The following is a 16,488-nucleotide window of genomic DNA, read 5'->3' on the forward strand; positions in this document are numbered from 1 at the left end:
CGTTTGGGAAGAACCTTGTGAGGGACGCCCTGTGAGGAAGAACTTGGTAAGAGAGCATCTGCTTTGATCGTTGGATTAACTGGCGGCATCGCTTCCGGCAAGAGCACCGTGGCGCGGGCCTTCGCGGCGCTAGGTGTGCCATGGGTGGATGCCGATGACGTAGCCCGCGAAGTGGTGGAGCCGGGTGAGCCGGCGCTGGCCGAGATTGTCGGGCGCTTCGGCGGGCAGGTAGTGCAGGCCGACGGCAGCCTGAACCGGCGCGCGCTGCGCGAGATCGTCTTCGCCGACCCGAGCGAGCGCCTCTGGCTGGAGTCGGTCACTCACCCGCGCATTCGTCAGCGCATCGTCGCGCACCTGGAGCGCCTGCAAGCCGAGGGGGCACCCTACGTGTTGCTGGTCTCTCCGCTGCTGTTCGAGTCGGGCCAGAGCGAGATGGTCGACCGTTGCCTGGTGGTCGACGTGCCGGAAAGCCTGCAGTTCGCCCGTACCGCCGCCCGCGATGACGTGGACGATAAACAGGCCCGCGCCATCGTGGCTGCCCAGATGCCGCGCAGCGAACGCCTGGCCCGCGCCGACGACGTGATCGACAACAGCGGCAGCGAGGAAGATCTTGCCGCTCAGGTCGCCGAACTGGATCGGCGCTACCGTGAAATGGCGGCCAGCCGATAGCCCACATGATCGCCCATAAACGCTAGAATGGGCGGAAAGCCACCAACCGCTGCGGATTCATGAGCCAACACAACCAACGCCCCCTGACCGTCGCCTGCCCGCAATGCCAGAAGAAGGTGGAGTGGAGCGAGAAGAATCCCTACCGTCCCTTCTGCAGCGAGCGCTGCAAGCTGATCGACTTGGGCGCCTGGGCCGACGAATCGCACCGTATTGCCGGTGAGCCGGCACTCGACGAGAGCAACATCGACGAGTGGCTGGCCCGCGCCGACCGGGGCGACGATCGGTGAACCTGGCGCCGGCACCGACCTATCGGCTACTGGCTGAACTGGAGGTCGCCTTCGATATGCTGATCGAGCGCACCGAGAGCTTGCTCGAAGCCTATGCCGCTTCGCCTGCCGAGGCCTGGGCCTTCCAGGCCGACGCCAGCACCGAGTGGCTGCGCCGTGCCCTGCTCGATTTCTGGTACACCGATGGCCAGGATGGCCGCGCCACGCGTAGCCATGTTGGCCTGGTGGCTGCAGATGAAGCTCTGATGGCCAGAGTGATCGAGGTGAATTCGGCCAAGGCCGCATTTGCCGAGCAGCTGGCTCGCATCAAGGCCGAGGACCCTCCACTGCTGGCCGAGGCCAAGGCGGTGCTGCCGTTTCGTCATCCACAGCTGCACGACCACCTGCGCGGCAGCGGTTTGGCGCGGCTGCACCTCAAGCAGTGCTGGCGGGCCATTCCCGTGGCCGAGGCGCCGGTGGCCCGGGTCCGCCTGGCCTGGTACTCGAGCGGCCGCTCCATCAAGCGACTGACGGTACGCGAAGTGGAAAAGAAACTGCTGGCGCTGGATAGCGATGCGCCCCACGTGCGCATTCAGCTACGCAAGCTGGCCGCCCTGCCTTCGAGCGAGCCGCTGGCCCAGGTACAGAGCCAGGCGCCGTTGATGCGCGCCAACCTGTTCTATTGCGAGCCGCTGGAAGATGGCCGCACCCGGCGCGCCATGAACGTGGCACTGCCGCTATTCCTGCCCGCGCCGCGCGGCCATCTGCCCGACCACAACCTGCCTCCGGCTACCCCACCGCAGAGCCGCACTCGCGCCCGGCGCAGCGATGAAAAGCTGGAGGAACATCCCTACCTGCCCTCGCTGCGGATCTTCCGCTACCGCTGACAGGCCCTGACCGCCTACGAAGCCGTTACCATGGCCATCCCGTATGGTGGCCATCAATCACGAAGGCGTGCCGATGCCGGCCTCCCGGGTGATGGTGTGGATGACTATGGGGCTCCGGCCCTTCCCATCCTTCATGCTCGTGCTGATGGTGATCATCGTGATAATGCAGATGCGTGTGTGTCATCGGCGCATGTTCGTGCTCAATCTCCATGGGGTCATGGCGCGGCCAGGCGTAGGCCGCCAGCGCCGTCGCCAGCAGCGCTAACGTTCCCAATAATGCGAACGTCCCGATTAGGCCGAGATTTGCGCCCATCCAACCCGCTAACGGATAGGTGAGCAACCAGCAACCGTGCGACAGCGAAAACTGTGCGGCGAACAGCGCCGGCCGGTCCTCGGGTTGGCATGAGCGCTTGAGTAGACGCCCGGTCGGGGTCATGACCAGTGAGGCGCCGGCTCCCAGCAACAGCCATAGCCCGAGCAGCCCGCCGAACCCGGGTGCGCTAAGCCCCAAGTAGAGGCTCAGAGTCATCAGGCCGCCACCCAGCAGCATGACGGGTCGTTCGGGCAACCGATCCAATACCTTGGGCAGGAGCAGCGCTACCAGCATGGAGCCGCCACCAGCCGCGGCGAAGGCCAAGGCCACCTCGCGCTCACCCAACGCCAAGCTGGATCGCACGTATACCACGGTATTGACGATCTGCATGGCACCGGCCGATGACACGGCAAGGTTCAATGCTAGCAGCCCACGCAGCCGGGGGGTCTTGAGGTAGATACGCACGCCCCGAGAGACGCGTTGCCATACGCCAGGTGCCTCTTCCACGGGGCGCGGCGAGGGCAGCGCCACCGATACGACCAGCGCCGCCGAGAGCAGGAACGCCAGGCCATTGAGCACGAACAACACATCGAAGCCCATCACGACCAGCAGCGCCGCCGCAGCCACCGGGCTGAGCAGGTTCTCCAGGTCATAGGCGAGCCGCGATAGCGACAACGCCCGCGTATACTGCCCTTCGTTCTCCAAGAGGTCGGGGATCGTCGCCTGAAAAACCGGCGTGAAACCCGCCGAGCAGGCATTGAGCAAAAAAATCAGAAAATAGATCTGCCATACCTCGGTGACGAAGGGCAGCGCGCAGACTACGGCTGCACGCAGCAGATCGAGGCTGACCAGCAGCCAGCGCCGCGGCAGGTGCGCCGCGTAAGCTCCTACCAGCGGGGCGATGCCCACATAGGCCACCATCTTGATCGCCAGTGCCGTGCCCAACACGACCCCTGCCTGCCCCGCCGCCAGGTCGTGTGCCAGTAATGCCAGGGCGACCGTGGTGAGCCCGGTGCCGAGCAGCGCAATGACCTGGGCCAGGAACAGGTGGCGGTAAGCCCGATGAGCGAGTACGTCGAACATGGGATGCTAGCCGGCCTGCTGTGCCTGATGCTCCAGTTCACCGGCAAGTTCGGCCGGGAGCTTCAGTGCCTTGGCCAACTGGTCGAGCCAGGCCCGCTCCATAGGGTTCTGCTCGTCAATCACCGCAACGCTGATCAGGTACATCTCGCGCGCCGCCTGGGGTGAATCGGCCTGCCGCGCCAGCGCTTCGGCATCCAGCGGGGCGCTGAGCTGCTGCTCGACCCAGCGGTGTAGCTCGTCGTCGGCGCCCAGGGCGTCGATCTGCTGGGTAATCAGCTCGCGCTCCTGCGCGTCGATATGCCCATCGGCGCGGGCGGCCATGATCATGGCTTGCAGCAACTCGAGGCTGCGGCGCTCCTGATACTCGCCTTCCAACTCTTCGACCCGCGTCCCCTCGGCCCCACTGGCGACCGTCTGGACGCTCTTGTCCTGCGAGCCTTGTGAATTCTGGGAAGAGCTTTGAGAGTTCTGCCAGGCTTTCCAGGCCAGCATGCCGACCGCAGCAATCGCGCCGTACTTGAGCGCCTTGCCGCCGAGCTTGCGACCGCGCTTGGAGCCCACCAGCAGCCCCATGGCGCCTCCGCCCAGCAGGCTCTTCATATCCAGGCCACCGCCGCCGGCCGATGCCTGGCCCGACGAGCCGCCTCCCAGTTGGCGGGTCAGGCCATCGAGCATGCCTTTTACATCGACGCTCCCGCTATTCCGGTTACCGCTCTGGCCACCGGCCTGCTGCATCAATTGCTGCAATATCTTGCTGGCGTTCATCGATTTCTCTCCTTGGGAATCAACGTGCATGGCCACACCGGCTCTTTACGCGAACGGGCCTGGCCAGGCAACGATATCAGGCTGGGCTTGAAGACTCATGCCATTCCAGCGCCTGCTCCATGCGGTCGTAGCCCCAGAACGGCTCGTCGCCAGCCATGAAGAACGGCGCACCGAAGATGCCCAGCGCCTGGGCTCGGGCCGTGGCATCGCGTAGCGCCTCCTTGGCTTCGGGCCGCTGGCCCTCTTCCAGCAGGAAGGCGGCGTCGAGCTTGAGTTCCGCCAGGCAGCTGGCAATGACCTGAGGATCGGCGATGCCCTCGTCGTGCTCGAAGTTGGCGCGGTAGACGCTGCGCACGAATGCCGGAATCCACTCTTCCTCGGCGTGCCAGTTGGCGATACGTGCCGCCAGCAGGCCGCTGCGGGGAAACTGCGAGGGGCGGCGGAAACGGATGCCATCGCGGTCGCACAGGCGCTCGACATCCCGCCACATGTAGCGCCCCTTGGCCGGGTATAAATTGAAGGGTGTGTCGGTCAAGCCTTGGGCCTGGAAGATCGGCCCCAGCAGGAAAGGCTGCCAACGTACCTCAATGTCACGCTCGGCGGCCTCATGCTCGAGCCGCATCGCGGCTGGATAGGAGTAAGTGCTGGCGAAATCGAACCAGAAAGTAAAGGTCATGATGGCTCCTTTTGGTAAGCCGGTGGTGAACTGCAGTGCCGTTACTCCCTGGGGCCTAGCTTCCCCTTTGACCTGCATCATGCACTATGGGTCGCTATTCGCCATACTAGGCTGTATTAGCGAATAAGGAGAACGCTTGGTGAAATCCCTGGAGCCCTTGACCGCCACGCAGGTCTATCGTGCCTGCCCCGAGGACGCTTTCGACTTCGAGGTGACCAGCGAGCTCGAGTCGCTGGACATGCTGAGCGGCCATGATCGCGCGCGCGATGCGCTGGATTTCGGCACTTCCATGCGCAGTGATGGTTTCAACCTCTATGTGCTGGGGCACCCCGGGCATGGCAAGCACCAGTTGGTAGGCCGCTTTCTCGCCGAGCGCTCCCGCGACGAACCTACGCCACCGGACATTGCCTACCGTTACAACTTCGAGGACCACACGCAGCCGCTGTGCCTGCTGCTGCCAACCGGCATGGGCCGGGTGTTGCGAGCCGACCTGGAGCAACTGGCCGAGGAACTGCGCTCGGCCATTCCCGCCGTGTTCGAGGGCGATGAGTACCAGAACCGCCTGCACGAGCTGAAGCATGCCATGGGCGAACGACAGCGCGATGCCATCGAGGCGGTACGCCGCGAGGCGCGCGAACACGATATCCTGCTGCTCTCAACGCCCAATGGTTTCACCTTCGCCCCTGCCGGCGGCGATGACGACAAGATGATGCCACCCGAGGAGTACGAAAAGCTCGACAAGGACGAGCGTGAGCGTATCGAGGTGACGGTCCAGGTACTGCAGAAGAAACTGGCCCAGGCCATTCGTCACATGCCCCGGCTGGCGAAACAACTGCGCGAGCAGGTCTCCACGCTGAACGGCGAGATGCTGCAAACGGCCATCGACGCGCCACTGGCCGAGCTGGAGGAGCGCTACGCCGATCATCCCGGAGTTCTTGATCACCTGAGTTCGCTGCGCGACGCCATGCTGCTGCACGTCGACTCGTTTATTACTGACGACCCCGAGATGCCGCCGGAGGCGATCTTCAACCGCTTCCTGATCAACCTGATCGTCGACAACACCAGCTGCGAAGGCGCCCCGGTGATCTACCTCGACCTGCCGACCCATCAGCACCTGGTGGGGCGCATCGAGCATCACGTTCACAACGGCACCCTACTGACCGATTTCTCGCTGATTCGTGCCGGCGGCCTGCACCGGGCCAATGGGGGATACCTGGTGGTGGACGTGCGCGCCATTCTGATGCAAGCCGGCGCCTGGGAAACGCTCAAGCGAGTGCTGCGCGCCGGAGAGATCCGCACCGAGTCGCTGGAGCAGGCCTATGGCCTGATCAGTACCACTACACTGGAGCCCGAACCGGTGCCGCTGGATCTCAAGGTAGTGCTGCTCGGCGAGCGCCTGTTCTACTATCTCCTGTGCGAGCACGACCCCGACTTCCTCGAACTGTTCAAGGTGCAGGCCGACCTGGAGGATGAGCTCGAACGCAATCATGGCAATCAGCCGCTCTATGCCCGCATGGTGGCTACCCTGGCACGGGATTCAGCGCTGCGCCCGTTGGACCGCAGCGGCGTGGCGGCGGTGATCGAGCGTGCCAGCCGCCTGGCCGACGACCAAAGCAAGCTCACCGCCCGCCACCGTGCCCTGAGCGACCTGCTGGAGGAAGCCAACCATTGGGCAGACCGCGACGCCGCCAAGGTGATCTCGCGTGCCCACGTCGAGAAAGCGGTCGCACAACAGCTGTGGCGCGCCAGCCGCATCCACGAACGCAGCCACGAGTCCATCGCTCGCGGCACCGTGGCGATCCAGCTCGAGGGCTTCGAGGTCGGCCAGGTGAACGGCCTTTCGGTGATGAGCCTGGGCGACTACGCCTTCGGCCAACCCACCCGTATCACAGCCACCGCCCGGCCCGGGCCCGGCCATGTGGTCGATATCGAGCGCGAGGCGCGACTGGGTGGCCGCATCCATTCCAAGGCTGTGATGATCCTGTCGCGCTGCCTGGCCAGCCGCTATGCCCCGGATGCCCCGCTGTCGCTTTCCGCCAGCCTGGCCTTCGAACAATCCTACGGCGGTATCGAGGGCGACAGCGCCTCGGTGGCCGAGGCCAGCGTGTTGATTTCCGCCATCGCCCGGGTGGGTATCGACCAGCGCCTGGCGGTGACCGGCTCCATCGACCAGCATGGCCGCGTCCAGGCGGTGGGCGGGGTCAATGAGAAGATCGAGGGCTTTTTCGATATCTGCCAAGCACGCGGCGGCGTGAAGGGGCATGCCGTACTGCTGCCCGCCGCCAACGTGGAGCATCTGATGCTCAAGCGCGAGGTGCGCGACGCCATCGCCGCCGGCGATTTTCGCGTCTATGCCATCGAGCGGTTGGACCAGGCGCTCGAGCTACTTACGGGAATGCCCCCCGGCGAGCGCAACGATGATGGCGAATACCCCGCCGATAGCCTGAATGCCAAGGTCCTCGAACGGCTCGAGGCCTTTCATCGCGCAGTGAGGAGGAGCAAGGCCGGCAAGGAGAATGGTAAGGAGAACGGCAAGGAGGTAAGCCAGGATAGCGATGATAGCGGTAACGACGAGGAGCCCCGCGATGACGAATGACGATGCCCCGCAGGGCGGCGGCCCACAAGCACCGTTATCGGAGCTTGTGCGGGTGCTGGCCCTGCTCGACGCCTCCCGCCACAGCCTGGCGGCTCTTGCCGCAGCGGTAAACCTGGCCAGCCAGCGTCATGTCGAACTGGTGGCCCTTTACGTCGAGGATCTGGACCTGCTGAGCTGCGCCGCCTTCCCCTTTTCCTGCGAGATCGGCGCCCAGTCCGGGCTGACACGCCCGCTCACCCATGATTCGCTGGAAAGCAGCATCGCTCATCAGTTGCAGCGCGTTCAGCAGGCCCTGGCGGCGGCGGTGGCCGGGCACGACCTGTGCCATCGGCTCGAAGTCAGCCGCGGGAGAATTGCCGCCGAAGCCTTGGGCAAAGCCGGCCCGGGCGACGTGCTGGTACTCGGCAAGGTCGGTACCAGCGAGCGTTGGGGAAAACGGCTTGGCTCCACCAGCCGCCGCTTGATACTGGAAGCTCCATGCAGCGTGCTGCTGTGGGACGAGACACACCCATTCCGGCGTGGCCCGCTACGCTGGCTGATAGCAAGCGAAGACGACCAGATGCAGGAGGCGGCTGCACCCTCGATACCGGCATGGTTGGCATCGCTGTTCGATGGTGCTGCCCCCCTGCCTGCCCGCCATGCCGGGGAGCTGGAAAACAAGCTGGCCAGCGCCGATGCCGGCGGGTTGCTGCTGCACCGTAGCGAACTGGAAAACCTGCTGAAAGAGGATGAGTCGTTGATCGCCAGGGTATCGCTGCCGATCCTGGTCATCCCTTAAGCTCTGTCCTAAAACTGGCTACGCTGGGACTTCACGCCTGATGCCGATCACGCGTCGAGCTGCCCTTCTTGCCGAGACGACGCCAAGGTTGGCGGTGCAGCCGGGCCATCCGGCTTTTCCAGGGGCGGTTCCTGCAGCCGCGGCATGGCGGCCACACGTTTATCGATGTAACGCAGCAGCCAGAGTTGGGCAAACAGAATTACCAGACACCACACAAGGCCTGATACAACGCTCACGGCAGCTTTCCTCTCAGAGGCCGACGCGGCCTCGTCGAATCGAGTTTAGTCCTGGCCAGAGAAAAGCAATAGAGGGGGAGCGTGGCTTTTTTTGGTGGCTTAGGCTTTGCCCGAATACTGGCTAGAGCCGCGCCTCCACCCGCTCCAGGATCTGGCGGCTCACCTTGTTCACCAGCGGTTTGGCAGCCCTGGTCACCGCCTTTTCGACCAGCCGGTTGCGTATGGTGTAGGTCAGCGTGAAGGAGACTTCAGTGCCTGTCGCCACCGGACGAAGCCGGTAGCAGCCCTGGTTGTGAACGCCATCCACCGATTCCCAGGCCAGTACTTCGGGCGGCCGGTTCTCGGTGATGGCCACGTCGAAGGTCCAGTCCATGCCCACGGCGTGCACGTGCCAGCGATAGCGCTCGCCGCCGAGCGGCTCGATCGCCTTGATCAGATCGGAGTAGTCGACGAAGTCCTCGACCCGCTCCAGCAGGGCAAAGACCCGCTCCGGCGGGGCCTTGAGAATTGCGCTGTGTTCGATCGTGGCCATGCGGTTCCCTATGCTGCTGTACGACGCTAAAATGCTCCACTTTCTGCAGGGTACCATCCTGCTGAACGATAGCTAACGAGAATAGCTAATCTTCGCTCGCCCCATACACAATCATCAACGCTGGGCAAATCGCCGAGCGAGATGGAGCGCCCCATTTTTCATCTGAGGTAGTACATGTCCACACCCAAGGTCGGTTTCGTCTCACTGGGTTGCCCCAAAGCGCTGGTGGATTCCGAGCGTATCCTGACCCAGTTGCGCACCGAGGGCTACGAGATCGTGCCCAGCTATGACGACGCCGACGTGGTGGTGGTCAATACCTGCGGCTTCATAGACAGCGCCAAGGCCGAGTCACTGGATGCCATTGGCGAGGCCATCGCCGAGAACGGCAAGGTAATCGTCACCGGCTGCATGGGCGTGGACGAAAGCGCGATTCGCCAGGTACACCCCAGCGTGCTGGCAGTGACGGGTCCGCAGCAGTACGAGCGCGTGGTCGGCGCCGTGCACGAGGCGGCTCCGCACGACCACCGGCACGATCCGCACCTCGACCTGGTGCCGGCCCAGGGCGTGAAGCTCACCCCGCGCCACTATGCCTACCTGAAGATCTCGGAGGGCTGCAACCACAGCTGCAGCTTCTGCATCATTCCCTCCATGCGCGGCAAGCTGGTGAGCCGCCCGGTAGGCGAGGTACTCAAGGAAGCCGAGGGCTTGGCCAAGGCCGGCGTCAAGGAGCTCCTGGTGATCTCCCAGGACACCAGCGCCTATGGCGTGGACCTGCGCTATGCCACTAGCGAGTGGCGCGGCCGCGAGTTCAAGACGCGCCTCACCGAGCTGTGCGAGGCGCTGTCCGAGCTGGGTATTCGTGTGCGCTTGCATTACGTCTACCCCTACCCCCACGTGGACGAGCTGATTCCGCTGATGGCAGAGGGCAAGATCCTGCCCTACCTGGACATCCCCTTCCAGCACGCCAGTCCCAAGGTGCTCAAGGCGATGAAGCGCCCCGCCTTCGAGGACAAGACCCTGGCGCGCATCAAGCGCTGGCGTGAGCTGTGCCCCGAGCTGACCATCCGCTCGACTTTCATCGTCGGCTTCCCCGGCGAGACTGAGGAAGATTTCCAGTACCTTCTCGACTGGTTGAGCGAGGCCCAGCTAGATCGGGTGGGTTGCTTCCAGTACTCCCCGGTGGATGGAGCGCCGGCCAACGAATTAGGCCTGGAGCCGGTAGCGGATGAAGTGAAGCAGGATCGCTGGGAGCGCTTCATGGCGCACCAGCAACAGATTTCAGCTGCCCGCCTCGAGCGCAAGATCGGCCGCGAGATCGAAGTGCTGGTGGACGAAGTCGACGAAGATGGCCCGATCGGCCGCAGCGAAGCCGACGCCCCAGAGATCGACGGCATGGTTTTCCTGGACGCCAAGCGTACCCTGCGCCCCGGCGACGTGGTTAGAGCGCGCGTAACCAATGCCGATGAATACGACCTGTGGGCTGAAGTGATCGAGGAATCGCAGCCCGTCAAGTTCATGGATTTTTATGGTGCATAGAAAGCCCCTATCTTCAGCCATGCGTCGTTAAAAATTGGCTTAGAATACTCATTTACAACTTGTAAACTCCGTTTCTGCGCCAATTTTTGCCTAGCCTGGCCCTTGCCAGGGCCTCCCTCTGGCTTGGTTGGTATACGTTGAAAACAAGAACGCCGCCCCGAAGGGCGGCGTTCTTGATTGAGCCTTGGCTCACCGGGCTCCGCAAGCGGAGCCCGAAGGACGATCAGTCCTGACCCATCTGCTGCTTGATGAGGTCGCCGATGGTGGTCGGGCCACCGGTCTCGACTTCCTGGTCGCGCAGCTTCTTCAGGTTCTGACGTGTGTCGTCCTGATCCTTGGCCTTGATCGAAAGGTTGATCGCACGGTTCTTGCGATCGACGCTGACGATGCGGGCTTCGACGGTGTCGCCCTCGGTCAGCACGTTGCGCGCGTCTTCGACGCGGTCGGCGCTGATCTCGGAAGCCTTGAGCACGGCAACGACGTCAGTCGCCAGCTCGACGTGAGCTTCCTTGGCATCGACCTCGACCACACGGCCGGAGACGATGGAGCCCTTGTCGTTGACAGCCAGGTACTCGGCCACCGGGTCGGAATCGAGCTGCTTGATGCCAAGCGAAATGCGCTCACGCTCCGGGTCGATGGAGAGAATGACGGCTTCGGCTTCGTCGCCCTTCTTGAAGCGACGTACAGCTTCTTCGCCAGTCTCGGACCAGGACAGGTCGGAGAGGTGAACCAGGCCGTCGATGCCGCCTTCCAGACCGATGAAGATCCCAAAGTCGGTGATCGACTTGATGGAACCGGCCACACGGTCGCCCTTGTTGTACTGGGCGCTGAAGGTTTCCCACGGGTTCGGAGTGCACTGCTTGATACCCAGGGAGATACGACGACGCTCCTCGTCGATGTCGAGGATCATGACTTCCACTTCGTCGCCGATGTTGACGACCTTCGACGGGTGGATGTTCTTGTTGGTCCAGTCCATTTCAGAGACGTGAACCAGGCCTTCGACACCCTCTTCCAGCTCGGCGAAGCAGCCGTAGTCGGTGAGGTTGGTGACGCGGGCCGGAACCACGGTACCCTCGGGGTAACGGTCCTTGATGTTGACCCACGGATCTTCGCCCAGCTGCTTCAGGCCCAGCGAGACGCGGTTGCGCTCGCGGTCGAACTTGAGCACCTTGACGTTGATCTCGTCGCCCACGGCAACGATCTCGCTCGGATGCTTGATACGCTTCCAAGCCATGTCGGTGATGTGCAGCAGGCCATCGACGCCGCCCAGGTCGACGAAGGCGCCGTAGTCGGTCAGGTTCTTGACGATACCGAGGATCTGCTGGCCTTCCTGCAGGGTGGCGAGCAGAGCTTCACGCTCGGCGCTGTTCTCGGCTTCGAGCACGGCGCGGCGCGATACGACCACGTTGTTGCGCTTGGGGTCGAGCTTGATGACCTTGAAGTCGAGTTCCTTGTGCTCGAGGTGCGTGGTGTCGCGCACCGGACGCACGTCGACCAGGGAACCCGGCAGGAATGCACGGATGGAGTCGATGTCGACGGTGAAGCCGCCCTTGACCTTGCCGTTGATCACGCCCTTGACGATTTCTTCTTTCTCGAAGGCCGCTTCCAGAACCTTCCAGGCTTCGGCGCGCTTGGCCTTCTCGCGAGACAGACGGGTCTCGCCGAAACCGTCTTCGACGGCTTCCAGGGCGACACTGACTTCGTCGCCGACGGCGATGGTGAGCTCGCCGTTATCGTCGCGGAACTGCGCCGCGGGAATCTGCCCTTCAGACTTCAGGCCGGCATTGACGGTGACCCAGTCACCTTCGATGTCGACGACGGTAGCCGTGACGATCGCGCCCGGCTCCATGTTGATGTCCTGCAGTGACTGTTCAAACAGTTCAGCAAAGCTTTCGCTCATGATTTTCCTACGTGATCAACGGTGTTGAGGCGTTGCCGCCTTCTCCGCACCACCAGCGAGTGCGGGCCTTATTTACCAAACCCCCGGGGACGTTAACGCTGGTTGGACCTGACCGGGCTTGCAAGAGTGTTATTGCCCGACCATGCCATGACATCCGCTCGAGGGCGCCGCAAGGGAGATCAAGTCTCGGGGACGAGGCCGCGCTCTGCGAGCCACTCCGTCAACCGTTCCACCACTTCCGGTATCTTCAGGCTCGTGGTATCAAGCGTTATGGCATCATCTGCCGGCTTGAGTGGAGCCACGCTGCGCTGCATGTCGCGTGCATCGCGTGCCTGAATTTCCTTCAAAAGACTCGATAGACTAGCATCCACCCCCGCCTCCTGCAACTGAAGGTGGCGCCTGTGCGCCCGCTCCTCGGGGCTTGCCGTGAGGAATACCTTGAGCTCGGCATCGGGGAATACCACGGTTCCCATGTCGCGACCGTCGGCGACCAGCCCCGGGGGCTTCCTGAAGTCGCGCTGACGCTGCAGCAGCGCCTGGCGCACGCCGTTCAGCGCAGCGACCTGCGAGGCGGCATCGCCCACCTGTTCGGTGCGGATCTCGTGGCTGACGTCGTCGCCTTCTAGCAGCACGCGGGTCTTGTCATCCTCGGCGAGGAAGACTACGTCGAGTTCGGCCGCGAGTCGCTCCAGCTCGGCTTCGTCATTCAGGGCCACGCCGTGGCGCACGGCGGCCAGCGCCGTCAAACGATAGAGCGCACCGCTATCCAGCAGGTGCCAGCCCAGCCGCTCGGCGACCAGGCGGCTGATGGTGCCCTTGCCGGCACCGCCGGGCCCGTCGAGGGTCAACACCTTGGCCTCGCTCATGCCTTCACCTCTTGCGCTTCCTCGCCCACTCTGAGGCCAACCACACGGGCAAGTTCCGTGAAACCGGGGAAGGAGGTGGCAACGTTGGCGCAGTCATCGATGAGGATTTCCTCGCCGGCCCGCAGGGAAGCGATGACGAAGGCCATGGCGATGCGATGGTCGCCCAGGCTGTCGATGCGCCCGCCGCCGTAGGCGATGTCACTTCCACCGGCGCCGACGATGTCGATGCCGTCTTCCCGCACGGTGTGTTCGATGCCCAGGGTCGCCATCCCGTCGGCCATGGCCTGGATGCGGTCGGACTCCTTGACCCGCAACTCCTCGGCACCGCGCAGGCGGGTGGTGCCGGTGGCGCTGGCGGCGGCGATGAACAGTGCCGGAAACTCGTCGATGGCCAGTGGCACCTGGTCGAGGGGAATGTCGATGCCCTTGAGCGGCGCATAGCGGATGTGCAGGTCGGCTACCGGCTCGCCGCCCACTTCATGTTCGTTGGTCAGGCGCAGGTCGGCGCCCATCAGCTTGAGGATGTTGATCACGCCGATACGCGTGGGGTTGATGCCAACGTGCTCGAGCACCAGGTTGGAGCCCGGCGTGATCGCCGCTGCCACGAGGAAGAAGGTAGCGGAGGAAATATCCGAGGGCACGTCGATGGGTGCGGCGGTCAGCTTGCCGCCGCCCTGCAGCCAGCAGGTATCGCCTTCGCGGTCGACCCGATAGCCGAAGCCGGTCAGCATGCGCTCGGTATGATCGCGGGTGGGCGCCGGCTCGCGCACGCGGGTCTCGCCTTCGGCATAGAGCCCGGCGAGCAGCAGGCAGGATTTCACCTGGGCACTGGCCATGGGCATGTCGTAGTTGATTCCGCGAAGCTTCTGACCGCCGTGAATCTTCAGCGGCGGGCGCCCGCCCTCGGCGGTGTCGATCTTGGCCCCCATCAGCCGCAACGGGTCGGCCACGCGCCCCATGGGGCGCTTGGTCAGCGAAGCGTCACCGATCAGCTCGGTGCTGAAGGCCTGCCCCGCCAGCAGGCCGGCGAACAGGCGCATGGCGGTGCCGGCATTGCCCACGTAGAGCGGGCCGGAAGGCCCCTTGAGGCCATGCATGCCGACGCCGTGAATGGTCACGCGCCCTTGGTGCGGGCCTTCGATGGCCACGCCCATTTCGCGAAACGCCTGCAAGGTGGCCAGGCTGTCCTCCCCTTCCAGAAAGCCTTTCACTTCCGTGACGCCTTCGGCCAGCGCACCGAGCATGATCGAACGGTGGGAGATCGACTTATCGCCCGGTACGCGGATGCGGCCGGCTACACGGCCACCGGGCGCGGCCCGGAAGGTGAGTTTGCCTTGTTCTTGCATTTGGTATTCCGCCTGATAACTGGTCTGGTTCAGGAGAGAGTCGAAATAGTGCCGTGCGTGGCTGGCACGGTCGAAGATGGCAAGCATAGCATCGCCGTCGCCCGCTTCCACTGCCCGGCGCAGCCGGCCGAGCCCCACCTCGAAGTCGTCGAGGGAGGCCAGCACCGCATCGCGGTTGGCGGTAAAGATGTCGCGCCACATCACCGGGTCGCTGCCGGCGATACGGGTGAAGTCGCGAAAGCCACCGGCGGCGTAGCGGAAGATCTCCAGCCGCTCGTCCTGGCGCGCCAGGGTGTCCACCAGCGAGAAGGCGAGCAGGTGCGGCAGGTGGCTGGTACGAGCCAGCACCTGGTCGTGCCGGTCGACACCCATTTCCAGCACCTCGGCACCACAGGCCTGCCACAGCGCTAACACCCGGGCCACAGCGGCCGGTGCGGTTGCGGGGGCCGGGGTGAGGATCACCTTGTGGCCGATGTAGAGCCGCGGGTTGGAGGCCGCCACTCCGCTCTTCTCGGAGCCCGCGATGGGGTGGCCCAGCACCAGGCCGGCGGGCAGCCGGCCGAAGGCCGCCAGGGCGCAGTCGCGCACCGCGGCCTTGGTGCTGCCGACGTCGGTGATGACCACGCGCGGGGACTCTCCCTCCAGCGCCTCTGGCGGCAACGCCGCGGCGAGCTCGGCCATCACGCCCTGCATGGCCAGCACCGGCACCGCCAGCACGATCAGCGTGGCGCCTTCCACCAGCGGCGCGAGCCGGGTATCGCCGTGATCGATCAGGCCCATCTGGATGCCGCGCTCGATCTCGCCGGGGTCCGGGTCGCAGGAGTGGATGGTTCCACTGAAGCCGGCAGCACGCAACGCGGCGGCAAGCGAGCCGCCGATCAGCCCAAGGCCGACGATGAGGATGCGCGATTCATTCACGGGTGTCGTACCGCCCACCACGCTTACAGCACACCCACGGGGTAGGAGCCGAGCACCTTCACTTCGGAGGCGCGCAGGCGAACTTCCTCAAGTACCGCGGCGACCCGGGGCTCGTCGACATGCCCCTTGAAGTCGATGAAGAACACGTAGTTCCACACCCCGGTGCGCGAGGGACGCGTCTCCAGGCGGGTCAGGTCGATACTGTGCCGGTGGAACGGTTCGAGCAGGTCGTGCAGGGCGCCGGGCTGGTTGCGCATGGCGACCACGATCGAGGTCTTGTCCTCGCCGGACATCGGCACGTGCTGGCTGCCGATGATCAGGAACCGCGTGGAGTTGTCGGGGCGGTCCTCGATCTTCTCCGCCACCTTCTCCAGGCCATAGAGCTTGGCCGCCATGTCACCGGCGATGGCGGCACTGTGCCATTCGCTCTTGATCATGCGCGCCGCCTCGGCGTTGGACGAGACCGGCACCCGCTCGGCGCGGGGGTAGTGAGCATCGAGCCACTTGCGACACTGCGCCAGCGACTGCGGGTGCGAGTAGACCCGCGAGACCTTGTCGCGCAGCGTGGTGTCGGACACCAGCAAATGGTGATGGATGCGCAGCACCACCTCGCCACAGATATGGATCGAAGAATCCATGAACGAATCCAGGGTGTGGCTGACCACCCCCTCGGTGGAGTTCTCCACCGGCACCACGCCATAGTTGACCGCCCCCGCCTCCACTTCGCGGAAGACTTCGTCGATGGCCGCCATGGGCATGCTCACCGCGCTCTCGCCGAAGTGCTTGAGCGCCGCCTGCTGGGTGAAGGTGCCTTCGGGGCCGAGGTAGGCCACCTTGGTGGGCTGCTCCAGCGCCAGGCAGGCGGACATGATCTCGCGGAACAGCCGCGCCATCTCTTCGCTGTTGAGCGGCCCGGGGTTGAGCTCCATGATGCGTCGCAGCACCTGGGCTTCGCGCTCGGGGCGATAGAAGACGGCGCTGGGATCGTGCTTCGTCTTGACTTCGGCGACCTGCTTGGCGCAATCGGCGCGGGCGCTGATCAGGCGCAGGATCTCGTTGTCGAGCGAATCGATACGCTCACGCAGCGAGTCGAGATTGGTGGGGGTTTCGTCGGTCATGGC

General features: G+C 64.4%; 15 protein-coding genes. 6 read left to right on the forward strand and 9 right to left on the reverse strand.

The genetic code is table 11. From position 1 onward, the window contains the following. The first annotated feature begins 63 nt into the window (after nucleotides 1-63). From coaE to HNO52_RS11730, 3 genes are read left to right on the forward strand one after another with little or no spacing between them, the layout of a single operon-like run. The gene (coaE, locus tag HNO52_RS11720) at nucleotides 64-669 is read left to right on the forward strand and encodes a dephospho-CoA kinase (RefSeq protein ID WP_197565488.1); all 606 of its coding nucleotides are present in this window, start codon (nucleotides 64-66) and stop codon (nucleotides 667-669) included. A gap of 59 nt (nucleotides 670-728) precedes the next feature. Then, on the forward strand, nucleotides 729-956 hold the full coding sequence (gene yacG, locus HNO52_RS11725; RefSeq protein ID WP_197565489.1) for a DNA gyrase inhibitor YacG: 228 nt from the start codon (nucleotides 729-731) through the stop codon (nucleotides 954-956). Between the two features lie 2 nt (nucleotides 957-958). Continuing rightward, the gene (locus HNO52_RS11730) at nucleotides 959-1,822 is read left to right on the forward strand and encodes a DNA replication terminus site-binding protein (RefSeq protein ID WP_442907176.1); all 864 of its coding nucleotides are present in this window, start codon (nucleotides 959-961) and stop codon (nucleotides 1,820-1,822) included. A 25-nt stretch (nucleotides 1,823-1,847) separates the two neighbouring features. Here the strand turns inward: HNO52_RS11730 and HNO52_RS11735 are convergent, their stop codons facing one another. From HNO52_RS11735 to HNO52_RS11745, 3 genes are all read right to left on the reverse strand, one after another. After that, nucleotides 1,848-3,218 carry an MFS transporter gene (locus HNO52_RS11735; protein ID WP_197565490.1) on the reverse strand — a complete coding sequence of 457 codons (1,371 nt, stop codon included), beginning with the start codon at nucleotides 3,216-3,218 and terminating at the stop codon, nucleotides 1,848-1,850. 6 nt (nucleotides 3,219-3,224) lie between these two features. Beyond that, nucleotides 3,225-3,983: a tellurite resistance TerB family protein gene (locus tag HNO52_RS11740; protein WP_197565491.1), complete on the reverse strand. Its 759-nt coding sequence runs from the start codon at nucleotides 3,981-3,983 to the stop codon at nucleotides 3,225-3,227. A 76-nt stretch (nucleotides 3,984-4,059) separates the two neighbouring features. Next, the gene (locus HNO52_RS11745; RefSeq protein ID WP_197565492.1) at nucleotides 4,060-4,659 is read right to left on the reverse strand and encodes a 2-hydroxychromene-2-carboxylate isomerase; all 600 of its coding nucleotides are present in this window, start codon (nucleotides 4,657-4,659) and stop codon (nucleotides 4,060-4,062) included. Nucleotides 4,660-4,798: 139 nt separating this feature from the next. On the opposite strand from HNO52_RS11745, the gene HNO52_RS11750 reads away from it, so the two are divergent. Both HNO52_RS11750 and HNO52_RS11755 read left to right on the forward strand, forming a co-directional pair. Further along, nucleotides 4,799-7,255 carry a Lon protease family protein gene (locus HNO52_RS11750; RefSeq protein ID WP_232090806.1) on the forward strand — a complete coding sequence of 819 codons (2,457 nt, stop codon included), beginning with the start codon at nucleotides 4,799-4,801 and terminating at the stop codon, nucleotides 7,253-7,255. Beyond that, nucleotides 7,245-8,033 carry a universal stress protein gene (locus HNO52_RS11755; RefSeq protein WP_197565493.1) on the forward strand — a complete coding sequence of 263 codons (789 nt, stop codon included), beginning with the start codon at nucleotides 7,245-7,247 and terminating at the stop codon, nucleotides 8,031-8,033. Before HNO52_RS11750 ends, HNO52_RS11755 begins: the two co-directional genes overlap by 11 nt. Before the next feature lie 47 nt (nucleotides 8,034-8,080). On the opposite strand, the gene HNO52_RS11760 is transcribed toward HNO52_RS11755, so the two are convergent. Together HNO52_RS11760 and HNO52_RS11765 are read right to left on the reverse strand one after the other, a co-directional pair. Continuing rightward, nucleotides 8,081-8,269: a hypothetical protein gene (locus HNO52_RS11760; RefSeq protein WP_197565494.1), complete on the reverse strand. Its 189-nt coding sequence runs from the start codon at nucleotides 8,267-8,269 to the stop codon at nucleotides 8,081-8,083. 121 nt (nucleotides 8,270-8,390) lie between these two features. Next, nucleotides 8,391-8,801: an SRPBCC family protein gene (locus HNO52_RS11765; protein WP_197565495.1), complete on the reverse strand. Its 411-nt coding sequence runs from the start codon at nucleotides 8,799-8,801 to the stop codon at nucleotides 8,391-8,393. 174 nt (nucleotides 8,802-8,975) lie between these two features. Here HNO52_RS11765 and rimO point away from each other — a divergent pair, with 174 nt between their 5' ends. Further along, complete coding sequence (rimO, locus tag HNO52_RS11770) at nucleotides 8,976-10,337, forward strand: 30S ribosomal protein S12 methylthiotransferase RimO (RefSeq protein ID WP_197565496.1); 1,362 nt, start codon at nucleotides 8,976-8,978, stop codon at nucleotides 10,335-10,337. 223 nt (nucleotides 10,338-10,560) lie between these two features. On the opposite strand, the gene rpsA is transcribed toward rimO, so the two are convergent. The 4 genes from rpsA to pheA form a co-directional block, all read right to left on the reverse strand. Beyond that, nucleotides 10,561-12,237 carry a 30S ribosomal protein S1 gene (gene rpsA / locus HNO52_RS11775; RefSeq protein WP_197565497.1) on the reverse strand — a complete coding sequence of 559 codons (1,677 nt, stop codon included), beginning with the start codon at nucleotides 12,235-12,237 and terminating at the stop codon, nucleotides 10,561-10,563. Nucleotides 12,238-12,416: 179 nt separating this feature from the next. After that, nucleotides 12,417-13,103 (reverse strand): (d)CMP kinase, encoded by a 687-nt coding sequence (cmk, locus tag HNO52_RS11780; RefSeq protein WP_197565498.1) that lies wholly within the window; start codon nucleotides 13,101-13,103, stop codon nucleotides 12,417-12,419. Then, entirely contained in the window at nucleotides 13,100-15,367 is a 2,268-nt protein-coding gene (locus HNO52_RS11785; RefSeq protein WP_232090248.1) for a bifunctional prephenate dehydrogenase/3-phosphoshikimate 1-carboxyvinyltransferase, read from the reverse strand. Before HNO52_RS11785 ends, cmk begins: the two co-directional genes overlap by 4 nt. A gap of 23 nt (nucleotides 15,368-15,390) precedes the next feature. Further along, the gene (gene pheA / locus HNO52_RS11790; RefSeq protein WP_197565499.1) at nucleotides 15,391-16,485 is read right to left on the reverse strand and encodes a prephenate dehydratase; all 1,095 of its coding nucleotides are present in this window, start codon (nucleotides 16,483-16,485) and stop codon (nucleotides 15,391-15,393) included. Nucleotides 16,486-16,488 lie beyond the last annotated feature (3 nt).

The organism is Halomonas sp. MCCC 1A13316, from assembly GCF_014931605.1.
In the GTDB taxonomy this organism is placed as follows: domain Bacteria; phylum Pseudomonadota; class Gammaproteobacteria; order Pseudomonadales; family Halomonadaceae; genus Halomonas.